General features: G+C 56.1%; 29 protein-coding genes and 2 tRNA genes. 1 reads left to right on the top strand and 30 read right to left on the bottom strand.

Annotated elements, in window-relative coordinates:
• Positions 1-25: 25 nt before the first annotated feature.
• Complete coding sequence (locus WC598_RS07090; RefSeq protein WP_372960779.1) at positions 26-562, bottom strand: GNAT family N-acetyltransferase; 537 nt, start codon at positions 560-562, stop codon at positions 26-28.
• Between the two features lie 190 nt (positions 563-752).
• Here WC598_RS07090 and WC598_RS07085 point away from each other — a divergent pair, with 190 nt between their 5' ends.
• Positions 753-1,190 (top strand): GNAT family N-acetyltransferase, encoded by a 438-nt coding sequence (locus WC598_RS07085; RefSeq protein WP_372960778.1) that lies wholly within the window; start codon positions 753-755, stop codon positions 1,188-1,190.
• Positions 1,191-1,219: 29 nt separating this feature from the next.
• Here the strand turns inward: WC598_RS07085 and WC598_RS07080 are convergent, their stop codons facing one another.
• The 29 genes from WC598_RS07080 to WC598_RS06940 form a co-directional block, all read right to left on the bottom strand.
• Positions 1,220-1,891 (bottom strand): M48 family metallopeptidase, encoded by a 672-nt coding sequence (locus WC598_RS07080; protein ID WP_372960777.1) that lies wholly within the window; start codon positions 1,889-1,891, stop codon positions 1,220-1,222.
• Between the two features lie 63 nt (positions 1,892-1,954).
• Positions 1,955-3,169: an ABC transporter permease gene (locus tag WC598_RS07075; protein WP_372960776.1), complete on the bottom strand. Its 1,215-nt coding sequence runs from the start codon at positions 3,167-3,169 to the stop codon at positions 1,955-1,957.
• A gap of 32 nt (positions 3,170-3,201) precedes the next feature.
• Entirely contained in the window at positions 3,202-3,894 is a 693-nt protein-coding gene (locus tag WC598_RS07070; protein ID WP_372960775.1) for an ABC transporter ATP-binding protein, read from the bottom strand.
• Position 3,895: 1 nt separating this feature from the next.
• Positions 3,896-5,110, bottom strand: coding sequence for an ABC transporter permease (locus WC598_RS07065; RefSeq protein ID WP_372960774.1), 1,215 nt, complete (start codon positions 5,108-5,110; stop codon positions 3,896-3,898).
• Positions 5,092-6,360 carry a COG1361 S-layer family protein gene (locus WC598_RS07060; RefSeq protein WP_372960773.1) on the bottom strand — a complete coding sequence of 423 codons (1,269 nt, stop codon included), beginning with the start codon at positions 6,358-6,360 and terminating at the stop codon, positions 5,092-5,094. Before WC598_RS07060 ends, WC598_RS07065 begins: the two co-directional genes overlap by 19 nt.
• 20 nt (positions 6,361-6,380) lie before the next feature.
• Positions 6,381-7,226 carry a toast rack family protein gene (locus WC598_RS07055; protein WP_372960772.1) on the bottom strand — a complete coding sequence of 282 codons (846 nt, stop codon included), beginning with the start codon at positions 7,224-7,226 and terminating at the stop codon, positions 6,381-6,383.
• Positions 7,223-7,816, bottom strand: coding sequence for a hypothetical protein (locus WC598_RS07050; protein ID WP_372960771.1), 594 nt, complete (start codon positions 7,814-7,816; stop codon positions 7,223-7,225). The genes WC598_RS07055 and WC598_RS07050 overlap by 4 nt, the downstream gene beginning before the upstream one ends.
• Complete coding sequence (locus WC598_RS07045; protein WP_372960770.1) at positions 7,803-8,126, bottom strand: PadR family transcriptional regulator; 324 nt, start codon at positions 8,124-8,126, stop codon at positions 7,803-7,805. The genes WC598_RS07050 and WC598_RS07045 overlap by 14 nt, the downstream gene beginning before the upstream one ends.
• Positions 8,127-8,460: 334 nt before the next feature.
• Positions 8,461-9,393 carry a cation diffusion facilitator family transporter gene (locus WC598_RS07040; protein ID WP_372960769.1) on the bottom strand — a complete coding sequence of 311 codons (933 nt, stop codon included), beginning with the start codon at positions 9,391-9,393 and terminating at the stop codon, positions 8,461-8,463.
• 1,284 nt (positions 9,394-10,677) lie between these two features.
• Complete coding sequence (locus WC598_RS07035; RefSeq protein ID WP_372960768.1) at positions 10,678-12,369, bottom strand: glutamate--tRNA ligase; 1,692 nt, start codon at positions 12,367-12,369, stop codon at positions 10,678-10,680.
• A gap of 1 nt (position 12,370) precedes the next feature.
• Positions 12,371-13,336 carry a polyprenyl synthetase family protein gene (locus tag WC598_RS07030; protein WP_372960767.1) on the bottom strand — a complete coding sequence of 322 codons (966 nt, stop codon included), beginning with the start codon at positions 13,334-13,336 and terminating at the stop codon, positions 12,371-12,373.
• A gap of 13 nt (positions 13,337-13,349) precedes the next feature.
• The gene (locus WC598_RS07025; RefSeq protein ID WP_372960766.1) at positions 13,350-14,687 is read right to left on the bottom strand and encodes an RNase J family beta-CASP ribonuclease; all 1,338 of its coding nucleotides are present in this window, start codon (positions 14,685-14,687) and stop codon (positions 13,350-13,352) included.
• 58 nt (positions 14,688-14,745) lie between these two features.
• The gene (gene fni / locus WC598_RS07020) at positions 14,746-15,840 is read right to left on the bottom strand and encodes a type 2 isopentenyl-diphosphate Delta-isomerase (RefSeq protein WP_372960765.1); all 1,095 of its coding nucleotides are present in this window, start codon (positions 15,838-15,840) and stop codon (positions 14,746-14,748) included.
• On the bottom strand, positions 15,833-16,597 hold the full coding sequence (locus WC598_RS07015; RefSeq protein WP_372960764.1) for an isopentenyl phosphate kinase: 765 nt from the start codon (positions 16,595-16,597) through the stop codon (positions 15,833-15,835). Before WC598_RS07015 ends, fni begins: the two co-directional genes overlap by 8 nt.
• Positions 16,590-17,459, bottom strand: a complete 870-nt coding sequence (gene mvk, locus WC598_RS07010) for a mevalonate kinase (protein ID WP_372960763.1) — start codon at positions 17,457-17,459, stop codon at positions 16,590-16,592. Before mvk ends, WC598_RS07015 begins: the two co-directional genes overlap by 8 nt.
• Position 17,460: 1 nt before the next feature.
• Positions 17,461-18,249, bottom strand: a complete 789-nt coding sequence (locus WC598_RS07005; protein ID WP_372960762.1) for an MEMO1 family protein — start codon at positions 18,247-18,249, stop codon at positions 17,461-17,463.
• A 64-nt stretch (positions 18,250-18,313) separates the two neighbouring features.
• On the bottom strand, positions 18,314-18,925 hold the full coding sequence (gene rpsB / locus WC598_RS07000; RefSeq protein ID WP_372960761.1) for a 30S ribosomal protein S2: 612 nt from the start codon (positions 18,923-18,925) through the stop codon (positions 18,314-18,316).
• Positions 18,922-20,109 (bottom strand): phosphopyruvate hydratase, encoded by a 1,188-nt coding sequence (gene eno / locus WC598_RS06995; protein WP_372960760.1) that lies wholly within the window; start codon positions 20,107-20,109, stop codon positions 18,922-18,924. The genes rpsB and eno overlap by 4 nt, the downstream gene beginning before the upstream one ends.
• 9 nt (positions 20,110-20,118) lie before the next feature.
• Entirely contained in the window at positions 20,119-20,292 is a 174-nt protein-coding gene (locus WC598_RS06990; RefSeq protein ID WP_319377366.1) for a DNA-directed RNA polymerase subunit K, read from the bottom strand.
• Between the two features lie 35 nt (positions 20,293-20,327).
• Positions 20,328-20,402: transfer RNA gene (locus WC598_RS06985), tRNA-Pro, on the bottom strand.
• Between the two features lie 22 nt (positions 20,403-20,424).
• The gene (locus tag WC598_RS06980) at positions 20,425-20,613 is read right to left on the bottom strand and encodes a DNA-directed RNA polymerase subunit N (RefSeq protein ID WP_372960759.1); all 189 of its coding nucleotides are present in this window, start codon (positions 20,611-20,613) and stop codon (positions 20,425-20,427) included.
• 30 nt (positions 20,614-20,643) lie between these two features.
• The gene (locus WC598_RS06975; protein WP_372960758.1) at positions 20,644-21,045 is read right to left on the bottom strand and encodes a 30S ribosomal protein S9; all 402 of its coding nucleotides are present in this window, start codon (positions 21,043-21,045) and stop codon (positions 20,644-20,646) included.
• A gap of 13 nt (positions 21,046-21,058) precedes the next feature.
• Complete coding sequence (locus tag WC598_RS06970; RefSeq protein WP_372960757.1) at positions 21,059-21,487, bottom strand: 50S ribosomal protein L13; 429 nt, start codon at positions 21,485-21,487, stop codon at positions 21,059-21,061.
• A gap of 7 nt (positions 21,488-21,494) precedes the next feature.
• A complete protein-coding gene (locus WC598_RS06965) occupies positions 21,495-21,860 on the bottom strand; it encodes a 50S ribosomal protein L18e (RefSeq protein WP_372960756.1) in 366 nt (121 codons plus the stop codon).
• Positions 21,857-22,687, bottom strand: a complete 831-nt coding sequence (locus tag WC598_RS06960) for a DNA-directed RNA polymerase subunit D (protein ID WP_372960755.1) — start codon at positions 22,685-22,687, stop codon at positions 21,857-21,859. The genes WC598_RS06965 and WC598_RS06960 overlap by 4 nt, the downstream gene beginning before the upstream one ends.
• A complete protein-coding gene (locus WC598_RS06955; RefSeq protein WP_372960754.1) occupies positions 22,687-23,085 on the bottom strand; it encodes a 30S ribosomal protein S11 in 399 nt (132 codons plus the stop codon). Before WC598_RS06955 ends, WC598_RS06960 begins: the two co-directional genes overlap by 1 nt.
• A gap of 6 nt (positions 23,086-23,091) precedes the next feature.
• Positions 23,092-23,694, bottom strand: a complete 603-nt coding sequence (locus WC598_RS06950; RefSeq protein ID WP_372960753.1) for a 30S ribosomal protein S4 — start codon at positions 23,692-23,694, stop codon at positions 23,092-23,094.
• Between the two features lie 2 nt (positions 23,695-23,696).
• Positions 23,697-24,158, bottom strand: a complete 462-nt coding sequence (locus WC598_RS06945; protein ID WP_372960752.1) for a 30S ribosomal protein S13 — start codon at positions 24,156-24,158, stop codon at positions 23,697-23,699.
• Between the two features lie 35 nt (positions 24,159-24,193).
• Positions 24,194-24,278 (bottom strand) — tRNA-Ser (locus WC598_RS06940).
• Between the last annotated feature and the right edge of the window lie 712 nt (positions 24,279-24,990).

The raw sequence follows: 24,990 nt of genomic DNA, 5'->3' as shown, positions 1-24,990 counted from the left end.
AAAAGAGCACCGAAAGGCCGGCCCGTTACGAGGTGTGGGCGCCGACGGTATCGAAGGCTATAGGGTACCGCACCATACCGCTTATCCCATCGAGCGCCCCGTGCTCCAGGGGCAGGGCCATAAAAGCCTCATCCGGGCAGGGAAACGGGGCGGTGATTCCCCGCTCGCTGGCCGGGGCAAACCCGAACCGGGGATAATAGCCCGGGTGACCTACGACAATCACGATACGATGCCCGAGCCTCTGGCACTCCTTGAGCCCCTCTTCGATGAGAGCGCCCCCGATACCCATGCACTGGTAATCCTGGTGCACGGCAAGGGGAGCAAGGGCCACAGCCGAGGTCTCGGTCTCACCGGAGACGATAGTTATGGGGGGGAAGAGGATATGCCCGATGATCCGGTCGTCGTGAACCGCAACAAGGGAGAGGAGGGGATCGAAATCCCCATCATCCCGGAGAGCGTTCACGAGCCGTGCTTCGCCATCCTGTGCGAACGCCTGCGCCTGCACGTTAAAAATGGCAGGGATATCGGCAGGAAGTTCAGACCGGATAAAATAGGAATCCATCCTGTTCTATTCGCTGGCTGGACTGATAAGGGGATGTATGGTCCCAGATGGCAACGGGACCCTTCCGGGAGGGAGAGGGCCCGGATGTCGTGGGAATGCATGCTTTTTGAACACGCGGTCAAAGAGTGTGCCAGACGGACACGTGAATGAGACCTCTTTTTTATCCGGACGATCCAAATAACGATCAACCATGAATCCGGATATCTCATCAGACCCGGGCCGGCTCCGGATGGACGACATCCATGCCATGCTCAAAAAGACCTACTGGAGCACGGGCATAACAAAAGAGGAGATTGCATCAGGCATCAAAAACTCGGCGCTCGTGATAGGGGCGTATGCAGAAGACGGGCGGCAGGTCGGGTTCTGCCGCGTCATCTCCGACAAGACGCGTTTTGCCTATCTCCTGGATGTAATCGTTGCAGAGGACTGCCGGCGCAGAGGAATCGGGCAGGCCATGGTACGGTACGCGATCTCGCACCCGGATCTCAGGCACGTGTACCAGTGGCTGCTCAAAACCAGCGATGCCCACGGGGTGTACGCGAAGTGCGGGTTTTTACCCTGTGATGAGCCGGAACTCTGGATGGGTCGTATGCTGGGGCGGCCGGATCGAACGGTGTTCGAGGAGTAGCAAAACCGACTCCTGTTCACAAAGACAAGTTATATCCTCAGCAGCCGCTCGTTCTCCCGGAGCCACTTCCGCCTCCGCTCGTAGTCCGGCATGATCTCACGCACCCGGTCCCAGAACTGCCGGGAATGATTGTGATGGGCAAGGTGGACCAGTTCGTGGACAACAACGTAATCCACGATCTCCATCGGCGCCTGCACAAGACACCAGCTGAAACTGATCCCGCCTTTTGACGTGCAGGATCCCCAGCGTCCGCGGGCATTGGAGATCCGGATGGATGCCGGCGTGTAGCCGGTCGTCATCGAGAACCACATGCACCGGGACCGGATCTCCTTTTCGGCTTCCAGGACATACCAGCGTTGAATCCATCCGGCTATCTCCGGCTCAAGGGTGCAAGAGACGCACAGCCGGTCCGTGCGTTCGATGGCAGCCCTGCCGTCGTCAACAATATGCAGGGGGTATGCCCTCCCGAGAAAGTAAAAGATCTCGCCTTCCTCGTACCGGTGAACGGTTGCCTGAGGCCGCCCTTTCATCTCGGCAAGCTTCTTCCGGATCCAGCCCTCCTTTTCCTGGATCACTGCATTGATCACCTCAGACGGCGCCCGGAGAGGGGCCCTGACGATCAGCCGGGCTGACGGGGTTATGATGAGCGCAATCGAACGGCGTCGCGAGCGGATTATTTTTTCAATGGGAATATCGTCCATGGGGCAACGGCTCTTACAGTATATTCAGCGGACAGGGAAAAAAGGTAAAGGAACGGGCAGTGTTCAGGCCCGCATCCCGCTCTGGATATCCTCCCGCGAGACCTGGTATGCCGGAACATACCCCGCTACGATGGATACTGCAAAGAGGATGACCGAGTTCATCACCAGATCCATGGTGGTTATGTACAGCGAAGCGGACCAGTCAACGGTCACGACAGGATTGTATTCCATGTATACATTGAGCAGGAGGGTTAAGATCACCCCGAGCGCAATACCCATGAGAGAAAGGAGGATAACCTGGAACCCGTAGGCATGCATGATCACTTCCCTGTCCACCCCGATGGCCTTCAGGACGCCTATCTGCTTGCGGCTGTTGATGGTCTTGATGGTGATGACGATGAAGAGCACGACCGTCGTAATAACGATGCTCACAAATAATGAGACCATGTTCAGGATGGCATAGCTCTTCAGGATCTTCCCCATGTTCTTATCCAGGACATCGGTGGAGGTCTGGACACGGTCAGCAACGCCGTACTGCAGCAGCTCGTTTTTGACGAACTTCGGAGAGTACCCGGGCTTGGCCTTGACCGTTATGAAATCCGCATAATCCAGGGTCTTTCCTTCCACCTTCTCCATGTCGGTCCAGGTGACATAGGCAGCAGCGTCGGCCTCCCACCAGCCGGTATAATAGATCCCTTTGACCCGGTAATCCCTGGTGTACCCGTTCCCGTACTCTATCGTTATCGAGTCCCCCACCCGCACGCCCCCAAGCGAGGGCTGGAACTCGTCCTCTTCCTTTATTGTAGCATCACCGGCAACAGGCTTTGCGAGAATGATCTCGCCGACATCGTCATTCCCCAGGTAACTGCCGGCAGTCATCTTTGTATACAGGGGAGAGACGAGCTTCTCGTCATTGGGTTTGATGGCCCGGATGGTGGTGCCGAGCACCCGTTTGTGATACATGAGCGTTGCCCCCTTGGAGAAATGGGGGGTGGCGCGCTCCACACCGGGCATGCCGTTGATGAGATCGAGCGTTGTGTCGAGATCCCCGACATACTGGTTTCCGGTCTTGGGGTCGACAAGGACATCGGATACCTCGTAATCCACGATCTGTTTTGTGATGCTCTGGCCGATCCCGTTGAGGAGGGAGGGCAGGAAGATCATGTTGGTGAAGCACATAGCTATGATAAGAACCGTCAGGATCGCGCTCGATCTGCTCCCCCGCTGCAGCGAGCGCAGGGCCAGCAGGAACGCAGTTTTCAGCTCTCTCTTTCCCATGAACTACTCCTCACCCATTCCATGCAGTGCATTCATTTCCCGTGACCGTTTATCTCATCGCTGATGACCTTTCCGTCGCCGAGCTTGACGATACGGTGGAAATACTCCTGGTGCCAGGGTTCGTGGGAGACCATCACAATGGTCTGTTTCATCTCCTCGTTGATCTCCCTGAAGAGATCCAGCACCATCCGGGAGTTCTCGGAGTCCAGGTTGGCGCACGGTTCATCGGCAAACAGGATATCGGGCTTGTTCACCATGGCCCTTGCAATCGAGACCCGCTGCTGCTGTCCACCCGAGAGTTCCCTGGGCAGGTGATCCCGGCGATCGAAGAGACCGATCTTTTTCAGGATATCGTGGCTGTCATCGAGTATCTTCTGGTCGTCCCTGTCTTTCCGGAGCATCGCGGGCAGTGAGACGTTCTCCATGACGGTGAGGTCAGGTACCAGGGCATAGTCCTGGAAGACATACCCGAACTTGTAAAGCCGGAACATGGTCTTCTCGTAATCCGTGAGGTTGCACAGATCCGTACCCTCGATGACGATCCTCCCGGTGGTAGGGTCGTCGAGGAGGCCGAGCAGGTGCAGAAGCGTGGTCTTGCCGCTCCCGCTTGCCCCCATAATCCCTAAAAATTCCCCCTTGATAATATCGATAGTCACGCCGTCCAGGGCCTTAACTTCAACATCGCCCATCCGGTAAATTCTCCGTAATTCTGATATCTCGATCATTTCAGGACCTCATTGAGCTCTGGATATCCTCGCGCGAGACCTGGTACGCCGGAACATACCCTGCAACAACGGACGCTGCAAAGAGGATCAGGGAGTTGGTGACCAGATCCATGGGAGTCAGGTAGAGTGAGGCCGACCAGTCGGGTGTGACGATCGGGTTGGCCTGCATGTATGCAGCCAGGAGCATCGTTAATGCGAGGCCAAGGATGATACCCAGGATGGACAGGATGATCACCTGGAACCCGTAGTTGTGCATGATCACTTCCTTGTCCACGCCGATGGCCTTCAGGATCCCGATCTGGCGGCGGCTGCTTAGGGTCTTGATCGTGATGATGATAAAGAGCACGACCGTCGTGATGACGATGCTCACAATCATGGAGACCATGTTCATGATCGCAAAACTCTGCATGATCCGGCCCATGGACTTGTCAAGGAGATCGCGCGTTGTCTGGACTTTCTGCGATACGCCGTATTCTAAAAGTTCGTTCTTTACAAACTTATCAGAATACCCGGGCTTGGTCTTGACCATGATGGAATCTGCATAGGTGAGTGGCTTTCCTTCTGCAAGTGCCATGTCGGTTCTTGTCACGTACACGGCACTGTCGGCAGTCGGCCAGCCGGTATAGTAGATCCCTTTGACCCGGTACTCCTTCGTGTACCCGTTCCCGTACTCGATTGTTATCGAGTCCCCCACCCGCACGCCCCCGAGCGAGGGCTGGAACTCGTCCTCCCTCCGGATCGTGGGGTCGCCGGCAACCGGTTTGCCGATGATCACTTCGCCAACGTCGCTGTCACCCAGGTAACTGCCGGCGATCATCTTGGTGTACAGGGGGGAGATGGATTTCTCGTCATTCGGTGAGATGGATCTCACGGTAGCCCCGAGTACACGCTGGCGGTATTTGAGGGTCGCTCCCCTGGAGAAATGGGAGGTGGCCCGTTCAACGCCGGGCATGCCGTTGATGAGCGAGAGCGTGGCATCTACGTCGTTCACGTACCGATCGCCGGATTTGGGGCTGACGAGCACGTTCCCGATCTCATAGTCAATGACCTGCTGGCTGACGCTCTGCGCGATCCCGTTGAAGAGGGCGGGGAGGAAGATCATGTTGGTGAAGCACATCCCGATGATGAGCACGGTTAAGATCACGCTGGACCGGCTCCCCCGCTGGAGGGAGCGCAGGGCCAGCAGGAACGCAACTTTCAGCTCTTTCTTTCCCATGGGAACTTTCCGTCACCCTTGTATTTCGGGAGGTACCAGTAGCGGTAGGCCAAAAACCCAAGGATGACAAGGACAATGAGGCCGAAGATCAGGCTGCCGGAGGTGTCAGTCGGCGGTACCCGGAGGGTCATCTGCTGGTTCAGGACATGGACACCCATATCGTCGGTATAGGTCACCGTCAGGTTATAGGGGTGGGTTCCTGCCGGGGCTCCTTCAAGAAGGAAGATGGCGGGCGCGTCATTACCGGGTTTGATCTTCCCGATGAACGATTCCTTCTTTCCTTCAGCGGGAAGGTCGACCTTTGCCGAGACCTGTTTGGCTTCACCGGTGCCGGTATTCTCTATCCGGATGGTGAGATCGAACGGTGTATTCTCAGTGAGTCTCGGGGGACTTGTGTCAACCGAGACAAAACCAATCTCCGCTTTTCCCTTGAAGAGGATGTCGATGCTCGAAGTCTGGGTTTTCTGGGTACCGTCGATTGCATTGTAACTGATGGTAACCGGGACCTTGACGAGGCCGGCGGTCATCTTCTTGTCGGAGAGCAGGATCATATCGATGGTCTTGTTCTTGCCGGCTGACAGGGTACCGAGATGGTAAATATCGGTATTTTTCGGGGCAACCATGGTGGTGCTGATATTCTCGATCTTCAGGACAACGTCCTCCGAGAGCATATCGCCGGAATTCAGGACCGTTACCTGGACGGGAATTTCGTCGCCGGGGTTCTGGCTTCCGGTCAGCGTGCTGTCAAGGATAATGATCGCTTTTTTCTGGATCCCAAGCGCGGTGTTGACATTCACCGGGATGGGGTATTTGACGCTCTTTCCGCCGGCGGTGTCAATCCAGACTTCAGGATAGTATAACCCGTTTTTCGAGGGGGCCTGGATCGAGAATGTGAACTGCATGGACTGGCCCGGGCCGAGAGCCCCGACACGGTCGAAATTACCGGATACTACCATGAGCCCGTTGCCTTCCAGCCTCACGTTGTCGAGATTGACATTGATATCCGTGGTCTTGACGGTTGCATAGCTGTCAGTTCCGATAAATCCTGATTTTTCACTGACCTGGGCACTTGATGCGGTATTTTTCACCGTGATGGTGATGGTACCCGGGCTGTCCGGCATGAGGACCGAGGGGTTTACTTTGTAGTCAGTGATCGTTACGGTCGGGGCACTCTCCCCACTGACAGGGGGAATTGTCGCGACAAAGAGTGCAGACAGGATTATCACTATAATGAGTGTTTTCAGATTCATGGAACTTCTCCGGGCATGGATCACACAGCCTCGACCAGGATGCTGCCAACGCCTTGTTTTACTCTGATAGTATTTAAGGGGAGTGCCGGGGTGTAGCCGGCGGTAGTAAAGGAGTCATTCTCCCGTATGAGACCGGAGCCGGTCAGATCGCCGACCCCGCGGGAGATCTCGATGCGGGTGTTGCTGTACCTGGGTACGAGGAGGGTTACGTCCCCGACACCATTTACGATCTCCGCATCGAACCGGCTGCCGTGGTAACTGCCCAGGTCTATCCTGATATCCCCGGCTCCATTGTTGACCGAGAGGGTGGTCAGGTTGAGCGTTCCGAGGTTCAGCCGGCTGTCTCCCGCCCCGACATTGACATCGAGGTCGAGAGGGATCGTGTCATCCAGGCGGATCTCCCAGTGATTCGGGGAGTCCACGGCAAACCATTCCTTTGCCGTGTGCCCTTTTTCCGTAATGGCTACATGGAGGCTGGAACCATTCAGGTTCCGGGTAATGTCCGGCTGCCATTCGGGGGCTTTCGAGAAGACCGTGGCTTCCATGAAAGCACCGGCAGGTGCCCCTCCCAGGAGGTCCAGCTTCCCGGCACCAAGGGTCACCGTCACATCACCCCGTCCGGCTCCATCGGACATGATAACCGTGGAACCGGGTGCGTGAATTCCGCTGTTCCGGAACAGGGAGAAAGGCTCACCAGCGGCCGGAGGAAATCCTCCCGAGAGAGCAAGGATCAAAAACCCAAGGGCAAACGAGACTATGGTAATGGCAACGAGCCACATCACCAGCCGGGCAGGGTTGATCTTCGACCACGCAAGGAAACGCTGACCCCGGGTCAGGTAGACATCCCCGGTCACCTCCGGTTTCATGAAATATCCTCCGCGCCCTTGATCACACCAATGTTCCATGTGAGATACCGGATCCCGAGGTGGTAGAAGAACCGCGCAAGGTAGAACGCAGCAACAATGAGCAGGATACCAAACGAGGTTATTCCAATCGAAAAGAACGCCCCCGCAAGCGGCGACTGCCAGATGGCAAAGGACGGGATTCCCAGGATCTGGAGGAGCGAGAAGATAAAGGCTGCAGGCCCGAAGACGGCAAACGCCACGCCCAGGAGAAATATGACCGCAAGCAGGACAACGAGAAAGATGAACGGGACCAGGACAAAGACCAGGTTAAAAAGGCCAAGACCAAGCGTTGCTATGACCGCGTGGAATATATTGCGGCAGGAACGGGTTTTTTCTGCTTTTTTAACCAGGTGGGTTGCCTTGACTTCCCGGGCAACATCCTCGGGGGATCCGAGCGATCTGCAGAGGTCCTCCTCCGTGCGCCCGCTGGCTTTCCCGATACGGAAATGTTCGGAATAATCGGAGAGGAGATCCTCGAGATCTTCCCGGGGAAGTACTCCTTCAAGCCGGTTTCGGAGAATCCGGATATATTCCTGTTCAGTTTGAGTCATCCTTTCCTTCCAGGAGCGCATTTACGGAAGCCGCAAACCGCATCCATTCGTCTTTCTGATCCTGTTCTTCTTTCCTTCCACGTTCCGTGAGCCGGTAATATTTCCTGGGGGGACCCTCGGCAGACTCCTGGAGGTAGGTGGTGACATACCCCTCATCCTTGAGGCGTTTCAGGAGCGGATAGATCGTCCCTTCCGAGATATCGATCCTTTTCGAGATCTCACCTACCAGTTCGTACCCATAGCAGTCCTTGTGTGCAAGAACTGAAAGAACGCAGATCTCAAGTACGCCTTTTTTAAACTGTATATTCATGGGATCTTCCTGAATTTTCAAGAATATGCCCGCCTCCCGCCCCGCAGGGACTGGTATGGGAAATGATTTCCGGCATACAGGTTTCAGAGGGGTTTTGTTCTTCCCGGAAGCGGGAGAGCCGGCGGGTTGGCCGGTGGGGCATATCGTGTTAAGTGTTTAACACAGTATCTTGCATTGCAAGGTACTTACTATTGTTGAGAATGCCACCTATATATTTCAATCGTTTTCAGGATTTGTTTCGTGGGGGAGGGAAGACACCACCTGCTTGAACCCCGGTTCAGGATGGGAAAACCTGCGTATCAGGTGCGAAAAAAAGAGCTATTATTCGCCAGCATCAGGCCAGCGAACATCTGCCGGATTCTCTTGTTGGAATAATGGAAACAGTACTGCCCGGTATCACCGTCTCGAGAGATTTTGTTAAGGAATCGATGAAATCCTGGACCTCGCCCATGGTCTGGTCCCGGTCGAACCCGAGGAAGATCTCGATATAGATCACGGTCCCGGATCTGCGCGAGCGGACGCCGTGGAATTCATGATACTTGTCGAACGAGGTGGCCAGTTCCCGGAGGATGACTATCTGGAGTTCTTCCTCAAGCGTCTTGTCGAACAGGTCCGGAAGGGAGGAAGAGATCTCCCGGTATCCCGCGAGCAGCAAAAAGCCGATGATGATGAACGAGACTATCGGGTCGATATACTCCGCCCAGGTGTACTCAACGAAGACCACCGACATCACCAGCGCAAGAAGGACCAGCAGGTCAGAGAAGGTCTTGGCCCGCCGGAGCCGCCACTGGGCTTCCATGATGGGCGAAGGATCCTTCTTTGCCCGGTGGTAGTTCTTCCACCAGTGATACGAGTCTGCGATACTGGCGAGCATCATCAGGGGGATACCGATCAATGCGGCGTCCATATTGAAATGTTCAGGTACGAGGAGCCTGTGGGCGGTAAACCACAGGAGGATAACGAGGGATATGAACATCACGCCGCCCGTGATGATCCGGGTCAGCGACTCGAATTTCCCCATCCCGTAATCGTAAGTGAACTTCCCGCCCGCGGTCACCCGGCGGATGACAATGAGGGCAAAGGTGGTGGCCAGGATCTCGTTTGCGCCCTTGATGACATCGGCGAGCAGGGTGGCAGACCCGGAGAGGAGGACGGCAATTGTCTCCGGGATCAGGATGAGGATATCTATGATGAGACCGGTAAATACCAGCTTCTGCCGGGATTCTTCGGCTTCGCCCCCTCCGCTCGTGATCTCCTCATCAGACATGTATGCAGATACTGTTGGACGGGAAGGGTTAAAAAAACTTGAGGGAAACGGTTCTGCCTGAACAGGATACACCGGAAAATCATCCGGTGAGTCATTCCTGAATAAGGGAGTCTCCCCCTTTGGGGTCACCTGGCCACCTTATCGGGACCCCGCTTCCCGGGTCGGGTGAGGAACATCCTCTGTTAAGGGATAGTCACTCATAAAGAGAATAACAACATTCACAACACAAGGAGAAAAGGCAGTTACCCACACAAACAATCAGAACGTGGGGGGAAACAGGGATTAAAAAAAGAGGGATGCAGCTGACCTTTTTTTCAACCAGGGTCTGCCGGAAAATTTTTCATCAGGGTTTGATTGATCCGGAATTGTTTTTCAATCGCGATCGTGATCGCGATGATTTTTTTTCAATCAAACCTTGCTTGAAAATTAAAAATCAAAGGCTGCTAAAAAAATTTTATCAGGGTTTGATGATCGAAAGTTAAGTACCCGTACAACAGTTCAAACGAGCCGTTCACGACGGAGGCCCGATCACAGGCTTGGTTTTTCAATCACGGTGTGGTTGAAATTTTTTCATCAGGGTCTGCTGAAAATTTTTCAATCAGGGTTTGATGGAAAAATAAAATTCAGGGTTTGATTGATCCGGAATCGTTTTTCAAACGCGATCGTGATCGCGATGATTTTTTTTCAATCAAACCTTGCTTGAAAATAAAAAAACAAAGTCTGCTGAAAAAAATTTCATCAAGGTTTGATGATCGAAAGTTAACTACTTGTGTTCTCGTGAATCTGAACCCTTCACGACGGAAATCCGATCACAGAAACGGTTTTTCAATCAAAGGCCGGTTGAAATTTTTTCATCTGGGTCTGCTGAAATTTTTTCAATCAGGGTTTGATGGAAAAATAAAATTCAGGGTTTGATTGATCCGGAATTATTTTTCAAACGCGATCGTGATCGCGATGATTTTTTTTCAATCAAACCTTGTTTGAAAATAAAAAAACAAAGTCTGCTGAAAAAAATTTCATCAAGGTTTGATGATCGAAAGTTAACTACTTGTGTTCTCGTGCATCTGAACCCTTCACGACGGAAATCCGATCACAGAAACGGTTTTTCAATCAAAGGCCGGTTGAAATTTTTTCATCTGGGTCTGCTGAAATTTTTTCAATCAGGGTTTGATGGAAAAATAAAAATCAGGATCTGATTGATCCGGATCGATTTTTCAAATGCAATCATGATCGCGATAAAAAAATCCGGCAGGATTTGATTAAAAAAAAGGTTCGTAAGCCAGTTCACTTGTGCGTGAAATATGCCTTCACACCAGAAGCATCAACCGTATCGATCTTCACAAAGCCAACCCGCTCGAACTGGACAACCTTCCCCGCTTCAGAGCGTACCGCAGGTTCGCAGGCTCCTTTCATGACCCCTTCCTGCGTGAGGAGAGTACAGGGCACGGTTGCCTGGGCCGGGAGCCACTGGATGATGTGGGCCTTTGCCGCCCGGGCATCTGCAAGCGAGTCCCCCCCATACGAGAACGAGGGAGTCTCGCCATCCCACGTTATCTTCACGTTGAAGAGATCCTTGAGCCGGAGCATCGGGGTACCGGGCACGAGTTCGCTCTTCGGGAGGAGGACCGTTCCGGTGAACTCCAGTGTCCTGGTGCCACGGGCCGCATCGCCAGGGTGGAGCAGGGCATGGGCAGTGTGGTTCGGTGCGCCATCGATCTTAGCCTCTACCGGGTCGGGCACGAAGAAGTAGCGGTTCGCGGTCGGGTCAACGATCTTCTTGTTCTCCGCGTAGAGGTTGTCCCACGAGAACGAGATGTCGGTGTCGCCGATACCGATTGCAAGCATCGCATTCTTGACGGCCTCGGGAGAGATACCCCGCCGGGCTAGGGCACGCAGGGTGCCGAGATGGATATCGTCCCAGCCGGTATAGGTCCCTTCGTTGATCCCGGCCCGCATCTGGGATGTGGAGAGAACAACGCCCTCGATGCCCATCCGGCCGTAGTGCCGGTACACCGGGACCTTCCAGCCGAAGTGGTCGTAAATATAGCGCTGGCGGCGGGTGTTGGCGATGTGATCCTTGCCCCGGATCACGTGCGTAACGCCGAGCAGGTGGTCATCCGCAACCACAGAGAAGTTCATCAGCGGGTAGACGTGGGCCTTCACCTTCGGGTGCGGGGGGGAGTCAAGAATCCGGAACGCCGGGAAGTCCCGCATGGCCGGGTCCGGGTTATTGAGATCGGTCTTGATCCGGACCGATACCTCACCCTCCTTGAAGGTGTGATCGAGCATCCTCTGCCAGAGTTCGAGATTCTTCTCAACCGTCTGGTCGCGGCAGGGGCAGGCAGTCTTCTTCTGCTTGAGCTCCTTGAAGTGCTCATTGTCGCAGGTGCAGACATACGCCCCGCCCCGCTCGATGAGCTGGCGGCAGAGATCGTAATAGATCGGGAGGCGCTCGCTCTGGGTCACCGTCTCGGTGATCCCCAGGCCAAGCCATCGGATATCCTCTTTTACGGTCTCGTAGGCTTCCGGGTCAACCCGTTTCGGGTCGGTGTCCTCGATCCGGAGGATGTACCGGCCGCCACACTGCTTCACATACGCATCGTTGAGAGCCGACGCCCGGGCATGGCCGATATGGAGCGGGCCCGAAGGGTTCGGGGCAAACCGCATGACAACGCCATGTTCCGAGCCTTCGAGATCGGGAAGGACTTTCTTGTGCTCGTGCTTCTCCGAGAGCGCCGCGAACATCTCCGGGGCCTTTTTCTGGAGGGTCGTCACCCGGTCTTCCGGGGAAAGCGCAGCAACATCGGCAATTGCTTCTTTTGCAAGCCCCGAAACTTCCTTTGCCCGGCTCCGGAGTTCCGGGTGGGCGCCCATGACCATACCGATCACGGCCCCGGCCTGCGGCACCCCGCCATGCTTCACGGCATTCTGGAGCGCACATAAAAAGAGGAGCTCTTTTGGGTCTTCCCCTGCCATCCTAATAGCTCCGGGTAACAAAGTATTCGCCGACGTCCATGAGCAGCTGGCGTTCTTTTGAGGGGGCGAGGACCGAGAGGTGCCTGTTGCTGTCAGCAACAAGGTCACTGGCGATCTTTTTCACTTCATCAATCACGCCGGAATCGGTCAGTTCCTTAATGGCTGCATTAATATCGGCCGGGGAAAGTTCGCGCCGGTATTTCGAGAGGTCGAGACCTTTTTCCCGGGCCTTGATCATGATGAGGGTCTGTTTGCCCTCGCGGAGATCGGAAGCCTGGTCCTTCCCGCTCTTCTCCGAGGGGGTTAAGAGATCGATGAGATCGTCCTGGATCTGGAACGCGATACCGGTGTTGAGCCCGAACTGGTAGAGCGCCTTTACCTGCACGGCAGTACCTCCGGCAAGGACGGCGCCTATCCCGGCTGCCGCAGCATACAGGACACCGGTCTTCTTCCTGACCATCTCCATGTACTCGTACTGGTCAACATCATTGCGGTGCTCGAACGACATATCCATATGCTGCCCTTCGCAGATATCGGCGCAGGCCTTGGCAAGCAGGGATATGGCGCGGACTTTTGCGTCATCCTTTGCGCTGACCGTGCAGATATGCTCGAATGCCCGGGCATAGAGGACGTCACCGGCAAGGATACCGGTGGGCATGTCCCACTTGACATGTACAGTCGGCACGCCGCGGCGCAGGTTGTCACCGTCCATGATATCGTCATGGATGAGCGTGAAGGTGTGCGTCACTTCAAGAGCCAGGGCCGCCGGCAGGAGTTCATCCGAACTCCCGGGCTTCACCGCATCTGCGGCAAGCATCACGACCGCGGGGCGGAGACGTTTGCCACCGGCAGCAAGCAGGTGGGCAGAGGCCTTGTTCAGTTCACCGGCTTTGTCAACGAAGTGCCGGTCGATCATGCGATCGATCGTCTTTGCAACTGATTCCAGGTACTGGGGAAGATCCGACATTGGTTTTCCTCGCTTAATTTATCTTGATCCGCTGGCCGTTCCTCAGCTGGTGAACCGTCGAAGGGGCGGTGTAGCCCAGGTCACCGGCAAACTGCGTGTATTCTGCGGTCATGGTTAGGCTCCCGTGCGCCGGGATAACGTGCTGCGGCTGCAGGAGCTGAAGGAACTCATAGTGGTCCTCCCGGTATGCGTGGCCGCTGACATGGAGGTCCTCGAAGATCCGGGCCCCGACCAGCTTCAGCCGCGCCTCAACCATGTAGCGCTGGCCGTAGTTCATCGGGTTCGGGATGACATTTGCCGAGAAGACAACCTTGTCCCCCGGTGTGAGCTGGTACGGGGTATCGCCGAGTGCCATGCGGGTGAGGATGGAGCCCGGTTCGCCCTGGTGGCCGGTGACAATCGGCAGGAACTGGTCTTTTCCGGCCTTCATCATCCGGCGCAGGGTCCGGTCAACCGTCCGCCGGTTCCCGAAAACGCTCGTGGTCTCAGGGAACGAGACGAGTTTCATCTGCTCGGCAGTAACCGCGTACTTCTCCATGGACCGGCCCAGGAGTACCGGTTTTCTCCCGATCTCGTGGGCGCATTCGGCAATGGTCTTGACCCGCGAGATATGGGACGAGAACGTGGAGACAATGAGGGCATTCTTGTCATCCTCGTAGCTCGTGAGGGTGTCGCGGACAAGGTCACGGGCGATCCTCTCGCTCGGGCAACGACCCTTCCTGCCGATGTTGGTACATTCAACGATCAGGGCGAGCACACCTTCCTTTCCGATCTGGCGGAGCCGGGCAAAATCCGGGGGTTCGCCAATGATCGGGGTCCGGTCGAGCTTGAAATCAAGCGCATACACGATGGCCCCGTGCGGCGTGTGCAGCACCGGCGTCACCGTATCGATGATAGAGTGCTGGGTGCGGACAAACTCGAGGACAAGGTTCTGGGAGAGCGTGTACCGCTGCCCGGACTTGAGGGCAAAGAGCTTGTTGTTCACCCCGAACTTCTGTTCACCGGAGATCTGCTGCCGGATCAGTTCGGTGGTGTACGGGGTTGAGATGATCGGCGCATTGTAGCGGTGCGCAAGCTTCGGAATCGCCCCGATATGGTCGAGGTGGCCGTGCGAGCAGACAATCGCTTTGACCGATCCTTCGAGCGAGTTCAGCACCGTATCATCGGGTATCGCCTTGATCTTGATGAGATCAAGGGAGTGCATATTCTCTATATCCGCGTCCTCGTGGATCATCACCTGGTCGAGGCGGAGCCCCATGTCAAATATGACAATTTCCTTTCCGCAGCGGACGGCGGTCATATTCCGCCCGACCTCGTCGTATCCGCCCACTGCAATAATTTCTATATCCATTTCGTATCTCCTTGATTGTGTGGTTGTTAACCCGGTATGAAAAATTCTTAAAGGGCCGTTACTGGTACCGCGGTACCCGTATGGGATTGTCCTTCCCTACCATCTGCCGTGTCCGTCCCAGAATATACAGAGGTGCGGATTTCAGGTCAGCAATCCGTGCAGAGCCGGTCAGGAACATGGTTGTTACGAGTTCCTGCTGGATCGTATCTATGGCAGCAAAGAGCGATTCGTCGTTCTCCATGGCAGGCTTAAGGAGGGGAAGCGCCATCCCGCAGAGGTCTGCCCCGAGGGAAAGACCTTTGGCCACGTCCCCGCCGCTCCGGATACCGCCCGAGGCTATCACCGGGCCACCGGTTGCGAGAACTTCGGCAAGGCTGACTGCGGTAGGAATACCCCATTCGGAGAACGTCTCCCCCAGCGTCTTGAGCCGACGGTCGGCGGAACGGTTCTCTGCTGCCCGCACGCTCTCAACTGCTGCCCAGGACGTCCCGCCCCAGCCACCGATATCGATGGCACGGGCACCGGCGCCCCAGCATTTCTTTGCGGTAGCTGCGGATATCCCGCACCCGGTCTCCTTGACAATGACCGGGGTTTTGAACTCCCTGCAGAGGTCTGCAAGCGCGGCAAAGCACCCGACGGCATTGTGATCGCCCTCGGGCTGGATCGCTTCCTGCAGGAAGTTGAGGTGGATCGCAAGCGCATCGGCCCCGATCATCTCGACTGCCTTCTCTGCCCACTCGATCCCGTGGTCGCGGAGCTGGACAACCCCCAGGTTGCCAACGATGAACGCGTGGGGCGCCTCGTCCCGGACAACCGAGAAGGTGTCGGCAAGGGCCGGGTTCTCGAGCGCTGCCCGCTCGGAACCGACCCCGATACCGAGGCCATAGCGCTCCGCTGCCCGGGCAAGCCGGGCGTTCACGTCTTTTGTTCCCGGGTGGCCTCCGGTCATGGCTGAAATGAAGAGAGGCGACCGGAACGTGTGGTTCAGGAACCGGGCCGAGGTATCAATCGAGCCCATGTCGCATTCCGGCAGGGCGTTGTGCACGAACCGGATGTCCGAAAAGCCGGTTTCTCCGCTCTCTACGGCCTCTTCCGCGCAGATGCGCAGGTGGTCGAGTTTGCGCGAAGATGTAAACCGTTTCTTGTCACTCATTTTTTTCGCCTCTCACATGAGTCCCGCCATGGTCATTCCCGTTGAGGAAATCACGCGTCCGCGAGACATGAAATATATCAGACCCGATACCCGCATCCGCAAGTTCGAGCAGCTCGTTTAACTTTCCGCTCATTCCACCGGTGACATCGGTATGTTTAGAGTTACCGATCTGGATCTCCGGCATAGTACCCCGTGTTATCTTCGGTACTACGCAGGTTCCATCCAGCACTCCCGGTACATCGGTGGCAAGCCCCACGCAGGGTATGTGCAGGGCGAGCGCTAAATAGCGCACGAGCTGGTCACCGGAGACGATACAGGCTCCCCGGGTCAGATCCATCACCACGTCGCCGTGGATCACAGGAACCATCCCAAGTGCGAGCATCTTCTCAAGGTGGCGGTGCTCAAAGGAAACGAGCCTCCCGTTGTCGGCAACCGCGGTGTGGAACGGGTGGACGCCTACAGCGGCTACGCCCGCATCCCGGAGCGCCCGGACAACTTCATCGTTGAGACCGCTGACAACGCGGTGGGTTACCCAGATCCCGTCTGTCTGACCTGAAGATGCGCCCTTATCGAGATGGTAACGCTTTGCCTCAGGGTGGCCGCAGGAACCTGCACCGTGGATGACCACGATCCCGCTGGTGCGCGACTGTGCAATGGCTGCCGCAATCGTTGCAAGGCTCTCCCGGTTCACGGTGCAGTCGGCACTCTTGTCGGTGATGACACTCCCGCCGAGCTTGAGGATCATGCGTTCAGACATTTTTCTCCTTGCGGACACCTTCGGTATCAATACCGGTGACGAGGGCCCGGGCCTCACTCGCCTCGATAGCCCCGGCAACCCGGTGCTTGAGCTGCTTGGGGCAGAGGGCAACCATACATCCCCCTCCACCGGCTCCCGTGATCTTTGCCCCGAACGCACCGGCGGAGCGGGCAGCAAGGATGAGCCGCGAGAGCTGCGGGTGGCCGACACCGAGCACTTCCAGGAGGGAATTGTTCATGTTCATGTACCGACCCAGTTCCCGGGGGTTGCCCAGGTGGTGGATGGCGCTCAGGCTCACCCCTTCGATGGCGTCCAGGACAGGATCGATGATCTCGGGATGCTTCTTCTTGAGCTCTGCAACCTGCTCAACCATCTTCGATGTGCTGTGGGAAACGAGCGAATCCCCGATAACGAGGTGCATGTTCTGGGGGGGAAGGCGTCGCCGTGACCCGCCGCTGATGAAAACGATTCCCCCGTAGGTGGAGACCGTTGTATCGGTCGGGCTCGCCCGCCCTTTCTGCACGGTCTTCTCGATCTCAAACGCCATGTTCGCTATATCTTCCCGGGTCTTATGGAGGGAGAACTCATCGTTGATAGCCGAGAGCGTGGCAACCGTCACCGCAGCTGACGAGCCAAGCCCGGAGGAGCTCGGGATCTGCGAGTTGATGTACACGCTGCCCATGACCCCCAGGGTTTCGAAACACCCGTCGATATAGGGGGATTTTGCCCGCTGGGGACGTTTGGTGTTCCGGACGGTCACGTACACCCGGGGTTTTATAGCCATTGCTATACCGGGCTTTCCGTATACTACTGCATGCTCACCGAACAAAAATACCTTGCCCGGCGCACTCCACGTTGCCAACCTACATCACCGCAATGGCCGCGTACCCTACGACTTGCTTATGGTCTCCGGTTATATCCCCGCTCGTTGCATACCGGATGAGTTTTGCCGTTGTTGCCCCGAGACTGCCACAGGCAGTCACCATTGCCGCTATCGGGCCGTACCCGCAGGCTGTGACCCGCCGCTCCTCAATCCGCCGGTAAAACTCCCGGGTATCAAGGGTTAATAGCGGTTCAATGGCATACAGGTCATCCGTCTTAGCCTGCATTTCAGGAACGTAATGCGAGAAATCACTGGATGCCACGATCCTGACATCCCGTTTTGTTGCCCGTATTGCTGCAATGATCTTCTCACCTAACCTTCTCGCACTGGAATAGTCCTGCTGCCCCATCATGACAGGAGCTATGCGGGCCCGGGGGAAGCGGTACTTTATGAACGGCACCTGCACTTCAAGGGAGTGCTCGTCCTTGTGGGAAAACTCGTCGGTCTCAATATCGAGGGCACGGACAAATTCCGTGTCCGTATCAACCACGCCGAGCGGGGTTTCCCACGGGATCTCGGAGACACAGCTTAAGTATCCCCGGTGGGAGGGGCCGATTATCACAAACGTACCGGAAAAACCCGGGTCGACAGACCCAAACGCGTGGGCTGCAACCTGACCAGAATAGACATACCCCGCATGGGGAGATACGATCCCAACCGGATTACCTTCCGGTCGGCTTTGGCGGAAAAACGTCTCGAGCAGCTGCTCAAGGTGCGACGGATCCCGCGGGTAAAACATGCCGGCTACTGCGCATGTACGCATCTTCATCGGATCAACCCTCTGGTCGTCCCATTATATCTAACGATCGATCACCAAAAAGGAGAGAACCGAATTAGAATTCGGTCTCGAAATCCTCGTGGGTGAGTGCCGTTGAGATGCCGCGGAGCCGGAGCATCTCGCGCGTCAAGAGGAAGTAGATCATCGAGAGAGCCTTGCGCCCCTTGTTGTTGGTCGGGATGACCAGGTCCACGAACTTGGTCATGTTGTTGGTGTCGCAGAGCGCAACAACCGGCACGCCGCACTGGACGGCCTCGTTGATGACCTGGGCGTCGCCAATCGGGTCAGTGACTACAATGACCTGGGGCTCGATATAGCCTTCAAGGACAGGGTTGGTCAGGAGTCCCGGGATGAACCGGCCGGTTGCAGACATTGCACCGATGGTGTCAGCGAATTTCTTGGCCGGGTACTGCCCGTACTGGCGGGAAGTAACAACGAGGATGTTCGGGGCCTCGAACTGGTTCAAGAACTTTGCAACGGTCTTGATCCGGGCATCGGTCTCGCGGATATCGAGGATGTAGAGCCCATCGCCGCGGACGCGGTAGATGAACTTCTTCATGTCCTCGCTCTTCTGCTGGGTTCCGATGTGGACACCGGCTGCAAGGTATTCCTCGACGGGGATGAGCGGCTCTTTTAATTCAATTTCCATTTCATTTGCTGCGGTCATATCTGTTCCTCTATACGAATGAGTTCGTTCAGTTTAGCAATGCGTTCTCCGCCCACGATACCGCATTTCAGGAAAACGCACGAGAATGCGGTAGCAAGGTGAGCAATGGTTGTATCGGTTGTTTCACCGGACCGGTGGCTCATCACCGTGTCCAGACCATGGGTGTGGGCAAGCCGGACCGCTTCGAACGTATCAGTGAGCGTTCCGACCTGGTTGGGTTTGATGAGGACGCAGTTAGCTGCGTCCATCTCGATGCCCTGCTGGATGCGGTCGACCTGCGTGACGAAGATATCGTCACCGCAGACGAGGCAGCGGTCACCGATCTGGCTGTTGAGTTCGGCGAATGCGTCGAAATCGTCCTCATGGAGGGGATCTTCCACGTAGACCAGGCCGTATTTATCGACAAGTTCTGCGATATACGCAATCTGGTCTTCGGTGGAACGTACTTTGGAACGGTACTTGTAGTTCGTCCCGTCCCACATCTGGCTTGCTGCAACGTCAAGACCCATGTCGACTTCCACGTTCATCTCGTCGGCGACAAGTCCGGTCGCCTCGGCAATGAGCTCAAATGCGAGGGCATCGTCAATCTGCGGTGCCCACGCACCCTCATCACCCTTGCCGCAGGATTTCCCGTGTTTCTTCAACAGGTCCCTGACGTGATGGTGGACGGCTGCGTTTGCGAAGACTGCTTCTTCGGTATCTGTTGCTCCGCCCGGAACAACAAGGAACTCCTGGATCTCGGTTGCGTTTGCCGCATGGGCACCGCCGCCAATCACGTTCCCGAGCGGGAGCGGGAGCTCCTTTGCAAAGGCCCCGCCAAGGTAGCGGAAGAGCGGGATGTCCATGGACGAGGCCGCAGCTTTTGCGTTTGCCAGGGAGAGTGCAACAGAAATGTTGGCACCAATCTCTGCAAAGTTGGCAGTCCCGTCAATATCCCGGAGCTGCTCGTCGAACCCTTCCTGGTCAGCTGCGTCCATCCCGATAAGGGCGGGGATGACGTTCGTAAAGGCGTTCTCGATAGCCTCCCGTGGCGGCCTGACCTTCGCCTCAAGGGACCCGGTACTGGCACCGCTCGGGGCTGCCGACCGCCCGAAACCGCTCGAAGTATACACGTCGGCCTCAACGGTGGGGTTGCCCCGGCTGTCCAGAATGGTCCTAAGCTCGATAACCTCAATGGTCGTCATGCTCTTGCTTCACTTCCTCTTTACGGTAATGGGGATGGTGTTGTTGTTGAATTCCTCGATCGCAATCTCCAGCGGATCGATCCGTGTCGTGGTGATAAGTAACGGAGCACCCATTGATATCTGCAGAGCCCTTGCTCCAATGATCCTGGCCCGTTCATACCGGGTATATGTCTGCGTCTGCATGTTCGTCCTCAAAATGTGTCTGTAATCTGTTTAAATGGGGTCGCTGAGATTCGAACTCAGGTCACTGCGTCCCGAACGCAATAGGATGGTCCAGGCTACCCTACGACCCCTCGCTCATACTGTCAGTCTTGGTTACTGGTACGGGTTGAGCTCATCTATGATCTCTTTGTGTGTCAGGAGCATACGCCTGCAGCAGTACCGGGAAATATTAAGATCGTCGAGGATCTTTCTGGGATCCTCGCCTTTCTCCCGCCTCTGCCTGAACTCTTCCCATGCTGTGGAGATCGGTTTTCCACAGGTGAAACATCGAACGGGTATCAAGATTATTAACCTCTCATCATATCTTCTGGTTTAACGATAAGACTTTTGGAACTTTGCACGTGCACCGGAGCCGTGCGGCTTCTTGGCTTCTTTCTGACGCGAGTCGTTGACGAGCAGCGTCCGGTCATAGGCCAGGTAGATGTCCTTCATCGCAGGGTCGTTGTGCCACTTGATGATGCCGCGGGCGAGCGCGGTCCGGACTGCCTCTGCCTGCCCCATGACACCGCCACCGGCGACATCGATGATGACATCGATACCGTCGACTGCGGTCGGAACAAGGAGAATCGGCTCGGAGATCTTCATCCGGGTGGTGTCGGAACCATACACTTCGAGGGGTACCGAGTTGACCCGGATAACGCCTTTGCCTGCCTTGAGGGTTGCACGCGCGATTGCCGTCTTGCGTTTTCCGCTTGTGTTGATGATCTTTACCATGTTTCCGGCCTCCTTAGAACTTTGCTCCGAGGAACGTGCACACTGCTGCAAGCGTGACATGGTTCGGGTTGTTCAGACGGTTCATGTGTGCCTCTTCGAGCACTTCCATCTCTTTTCCCACGAACTCTGTCGGCACGCCGACGTAGCACTTGATATTCTTCATAGCCTGCACGCCGCGGGGGCGTTTGTAGGGGAGCATGCCGCGGATGGTCCGCTTCATGAGGTGGTCCGGCCGGCGGGGTACGAATGGCCCCCAGCGGTCGCCGGATGCGCCGCGCTCCCTCTTGTGCTTGTAGTTGCCGAGCACGCGGGCACGGCTGCCGGAGATGATTGCCTTTTCTGCATTGACAATGGCAATCTCTTCGCCGGCAAGGCCGCGCTGTGCGACAAGGCTTGCAAGGCGCCCGAGAAGCAGTCCGTCACCGTTGATTACTGTAACCATGTCTTGTTCACCTCAGGATCCGGACACCGCTGCCTTTCGGGTTGTCCGCTATGAGCTGCTCGATCGTCATGCACTGCCCTTTTGCGTCCTTGATCTTGCTCGTTGCCGAGGCTGAGAAGTTCAGTGCCGCAACTTTTACGGACTGTTCCAGCATGCCGCTGCCCAATACCTTGCCCGGGACAATGATAGTCTCGCCATTCTGGGCGTACCGGTTGATCTTGGACAGGTTGACCTCGGCATAGTTCCGGTTCGGGGTCTCAAGCCTGCTTGCAATCTCGCGCCAGATCTTGGCCTCATTCTCCCGTGACTTGTTCTTCAAGAGCAAAATGAGGTTGGTAAGACGGGGGTTCGTCTTCTCTACAATTCTCGTCATTTCTTTTCATCCCCTGATAATTCGCCTAGCTGTTTTGCCAGCTCGTCTGCCTGCTCCTTAATATACAGAAGCGCACGGTTCATGATCTCTTTGGCCGGCAGGGACCCGTCGCTCTCGACCACGAAGATAAAGCGGTCTTTTTCAGCGGTGATCCTGATTGCCGGTTCGTCCCCGATACCGCTTGCAAGGCAGGCCCGTTCACAGAGCTTGCACATGGAGCAGTCGGGGAGTTTTCCAGAGATTACTCCGACTTTCTTGCCCTTCACTTCGAGAACGTCGCGGGGGCATTCATCAACACACATTCCGCAGGCGTCGCAGGCGTCGCTGATGGATACAACCGGATGGTTCTTGTATCCGCATACGAGCGTGGGCTGCCACTTGGAGTGAACCCTCCCTGTATTGAGGGTTGCACGGGCCTCGATGACGAGTTTCTGCCCTTTCGTGAGTTTCACGATAGGGATGTTGTCGAACACCGGTGCGGCCTTGGGATCCTGCGGGATCAGGTCGCTTGACATGACTGTCTTTGGGCCTTCTACACTGAGGGTGTAGGTAGCCGTGCAGGCCGGGCATCCCGCCCCGCCGCATGAACATGCCGCCTGGGTTGAGTAGGTTGAGAGGTCGGTCGTTAAGGGAATGAGTCCGAGCCGGTGAGCCAGCATCTCGTCGAAGAGTGCGCTTGTATTGTCATAGATGCGCACATCTTCGATGGCGAGAGTTGGGACTTCACCGATCATTGCCCGCCTGACGGCGTTGGCAAATGCAGGGCTCGCTCCCGAGAGGGTGAATCGTGCGAGGGAGTCGTCCAGACTGGCGAATGTGATCTCCATCACACTCTCCTTCCACGTCTGCCGCCTTTTGCCCGGCAGGAGTCGTGCGGAATTGGCGTGACATCTTCGATTCGTCCGATGCGCATGCCGGCACGGGCGAGCGCACGGATGGCTGCCTGGGCACCGGGCCCGGGGCTGCGCTGCTTGCCCTGGCCGGGTGCACGTACCTTGACGTGAACGCCGACAATACCCTTCTCACGGGCATTCTGGGCTACGTTGCTTGCCATCTGCATGGCTGCGTAGGGGGAGCTCTCGTTCCTGTCCTGCTTGACAACCATGCCACCGCTCGACTTGGTCACGGTCTCTGCACCGGAGAGGTCCGTGACGGTGATGATGGTGTTGTTGAAGGAGGCAAAGATGTGAGCAATACCCCATTTTTCCTTATCACTTGCTGCCATGGTACGTTACCTCCCCCCGGCTCTGCCATACCCCTGGGGGCGGGCAAATGCGGAGGTCTTTGGCGTGCTTGCGGGTTTTGCAATCCGCTCTTTCTCGGCATGCGAGTCAGAGACAAACGGAGATGTACCGAAGTACGTGATCTCGGTCTCTTCCTTGCGGGTTACGCGGTACCCGGGGATATTGGTGCGCCTGCCGGCAATCGCGATGTGGCCGTGGGTGATGAGCTGCCGGGCCTGTTTCGGCGAACGGGCAAGTCCCTTGCGGTAGACAAGGGTCTGGAGCCGGCGTTCGAGCTGGGCCTGGACCTTGAGCGACAGGACATCTTCGATGTCTGCGTCTGCCCCGAGAAGGCCTGCACGCTGGAGGTGGCTGATGAGCTCATCTTTCTTGGACTCATACAGGTCCTTGTCAGCGGCGCTCGATGCGAGGACGAGCAGGTTGCGGGCACCCTTGCGGTATTTACGCAGGTATGCCTGGGCTTTCCAGACTTCGCGCTTGTTCCGGAGACCGTATTCGATGACGAGACGGGTCTCGGACTCGATACGGGTCTTCTCGAACGGGCGCTTGGGCGTCTGGTAAGACTTGTGGTTTTTGCCTGGGTATCCCATGGTTAGCTCCCTCCGGCTGACTTCCTCTTGACACCGACGGTCGTGCCGGTTCTGCCGGTAGACTTGGTGCGCTGTCCGCGGACTTTCTGGCCGGTCTCATGCCGGATGCCCTTGTAGCAGCGGATCTTTCTCATGAGGTTGACATCTTCATCCTTGGTGAGGGCCACATCGCCGCCAAACAGGTGTCTGGTTTCGCCGGTGTAGACGTCCTTGGGACGGTTTGCCATCCACGATGGGATCTTGGTGATATATTGTTCAACAGCGACACGGAGCCGGTTAACCGACTCTTCGTCAAGGCGACCGAGCAAGACATACTCGTCTACGTTCGCCATACGGGAAATGATCGTGGAGGTATGCCTACCGACACCGGTAATGCCGGTCAGGGCCACTCTCACGGACTTGGTACCATCGAGATCGGTGGTGCCAACCCTAACGAAATACTTGATATCTTCTTCCTGAGCCATCCAATCCCCTCGTTGTGTGAGATTTTCTCTTGAAGCGCTGAGGGAGGGATTTGAACCCTCGAGTCCCAGGGGGACACAGGTTTAGCAAACCTGCGCCATACCAGGCTTGGCTACCTCAACAGAGGAATCTCGCATCTTACTACAGACACTCGCAGCTGAATAGTCGCTGCTCCATGAATGGTGCTTTACTATATGGGCATGGTCGGGTAATAAGCGTTGTGGGCACCCGGTCCCTGCTCGTGAATTTCTGACAGGAATCTGATGGATCCTGATTCACACTATTACATATGACGGGATGAGTGAAAGGAGTTTCTCTAAGATACTAAGAAGTATTTTCATTTGCCAGGCCGGTCCCCTCGCGGGACATCCGGGACGATGCTCAACCCGATATATTGTACTCTAAGAAAGAGAACTCGTAAATCACATGTTCTAATTACAGACTATGTGATTCCTGGCAAATTCCCTCCATTTCAAAAAGAGGGGAGGGCCCACCTCATTCTCGGGTAATACACCCGGTTCGGCACTGCAAAAATCAGGATTTCCCATGGAATCAACTACGGTTGGATTACACATTTGGGATTTCCGAAGATGAGAGGGCGGCCGGAAAAATCCGATCACTGGGGGGGTACTCCCCCACTCACACGCTGAGTGGCAGGGGGGATAGACCCCCTCCGGAAAAATATCGGGTGGGGGGATCATCCCCTACCCCCCCTCCTCATTTGTGAGTAGCACACTCGGTTCTGCACTAAAAATACCATAACTTCGCCTGGAATGAACGACGGATAACGGCTTCAGTTAGCATTTCCAAAAATGAGTGGGCTGCGGGAAATAT

This window comes from Methanoregula sp., assembly GCF_041645475.1.
Taxonomy (GTDB): domain Archaea; phylum Halobacteriota; class Methanomicrobia; order Methanomicrobiales; family Methanospirillaceae; genus Methanoregula.
This window is presented reverse-complemented; position numbering and strand designations above follow the sequence as displayed.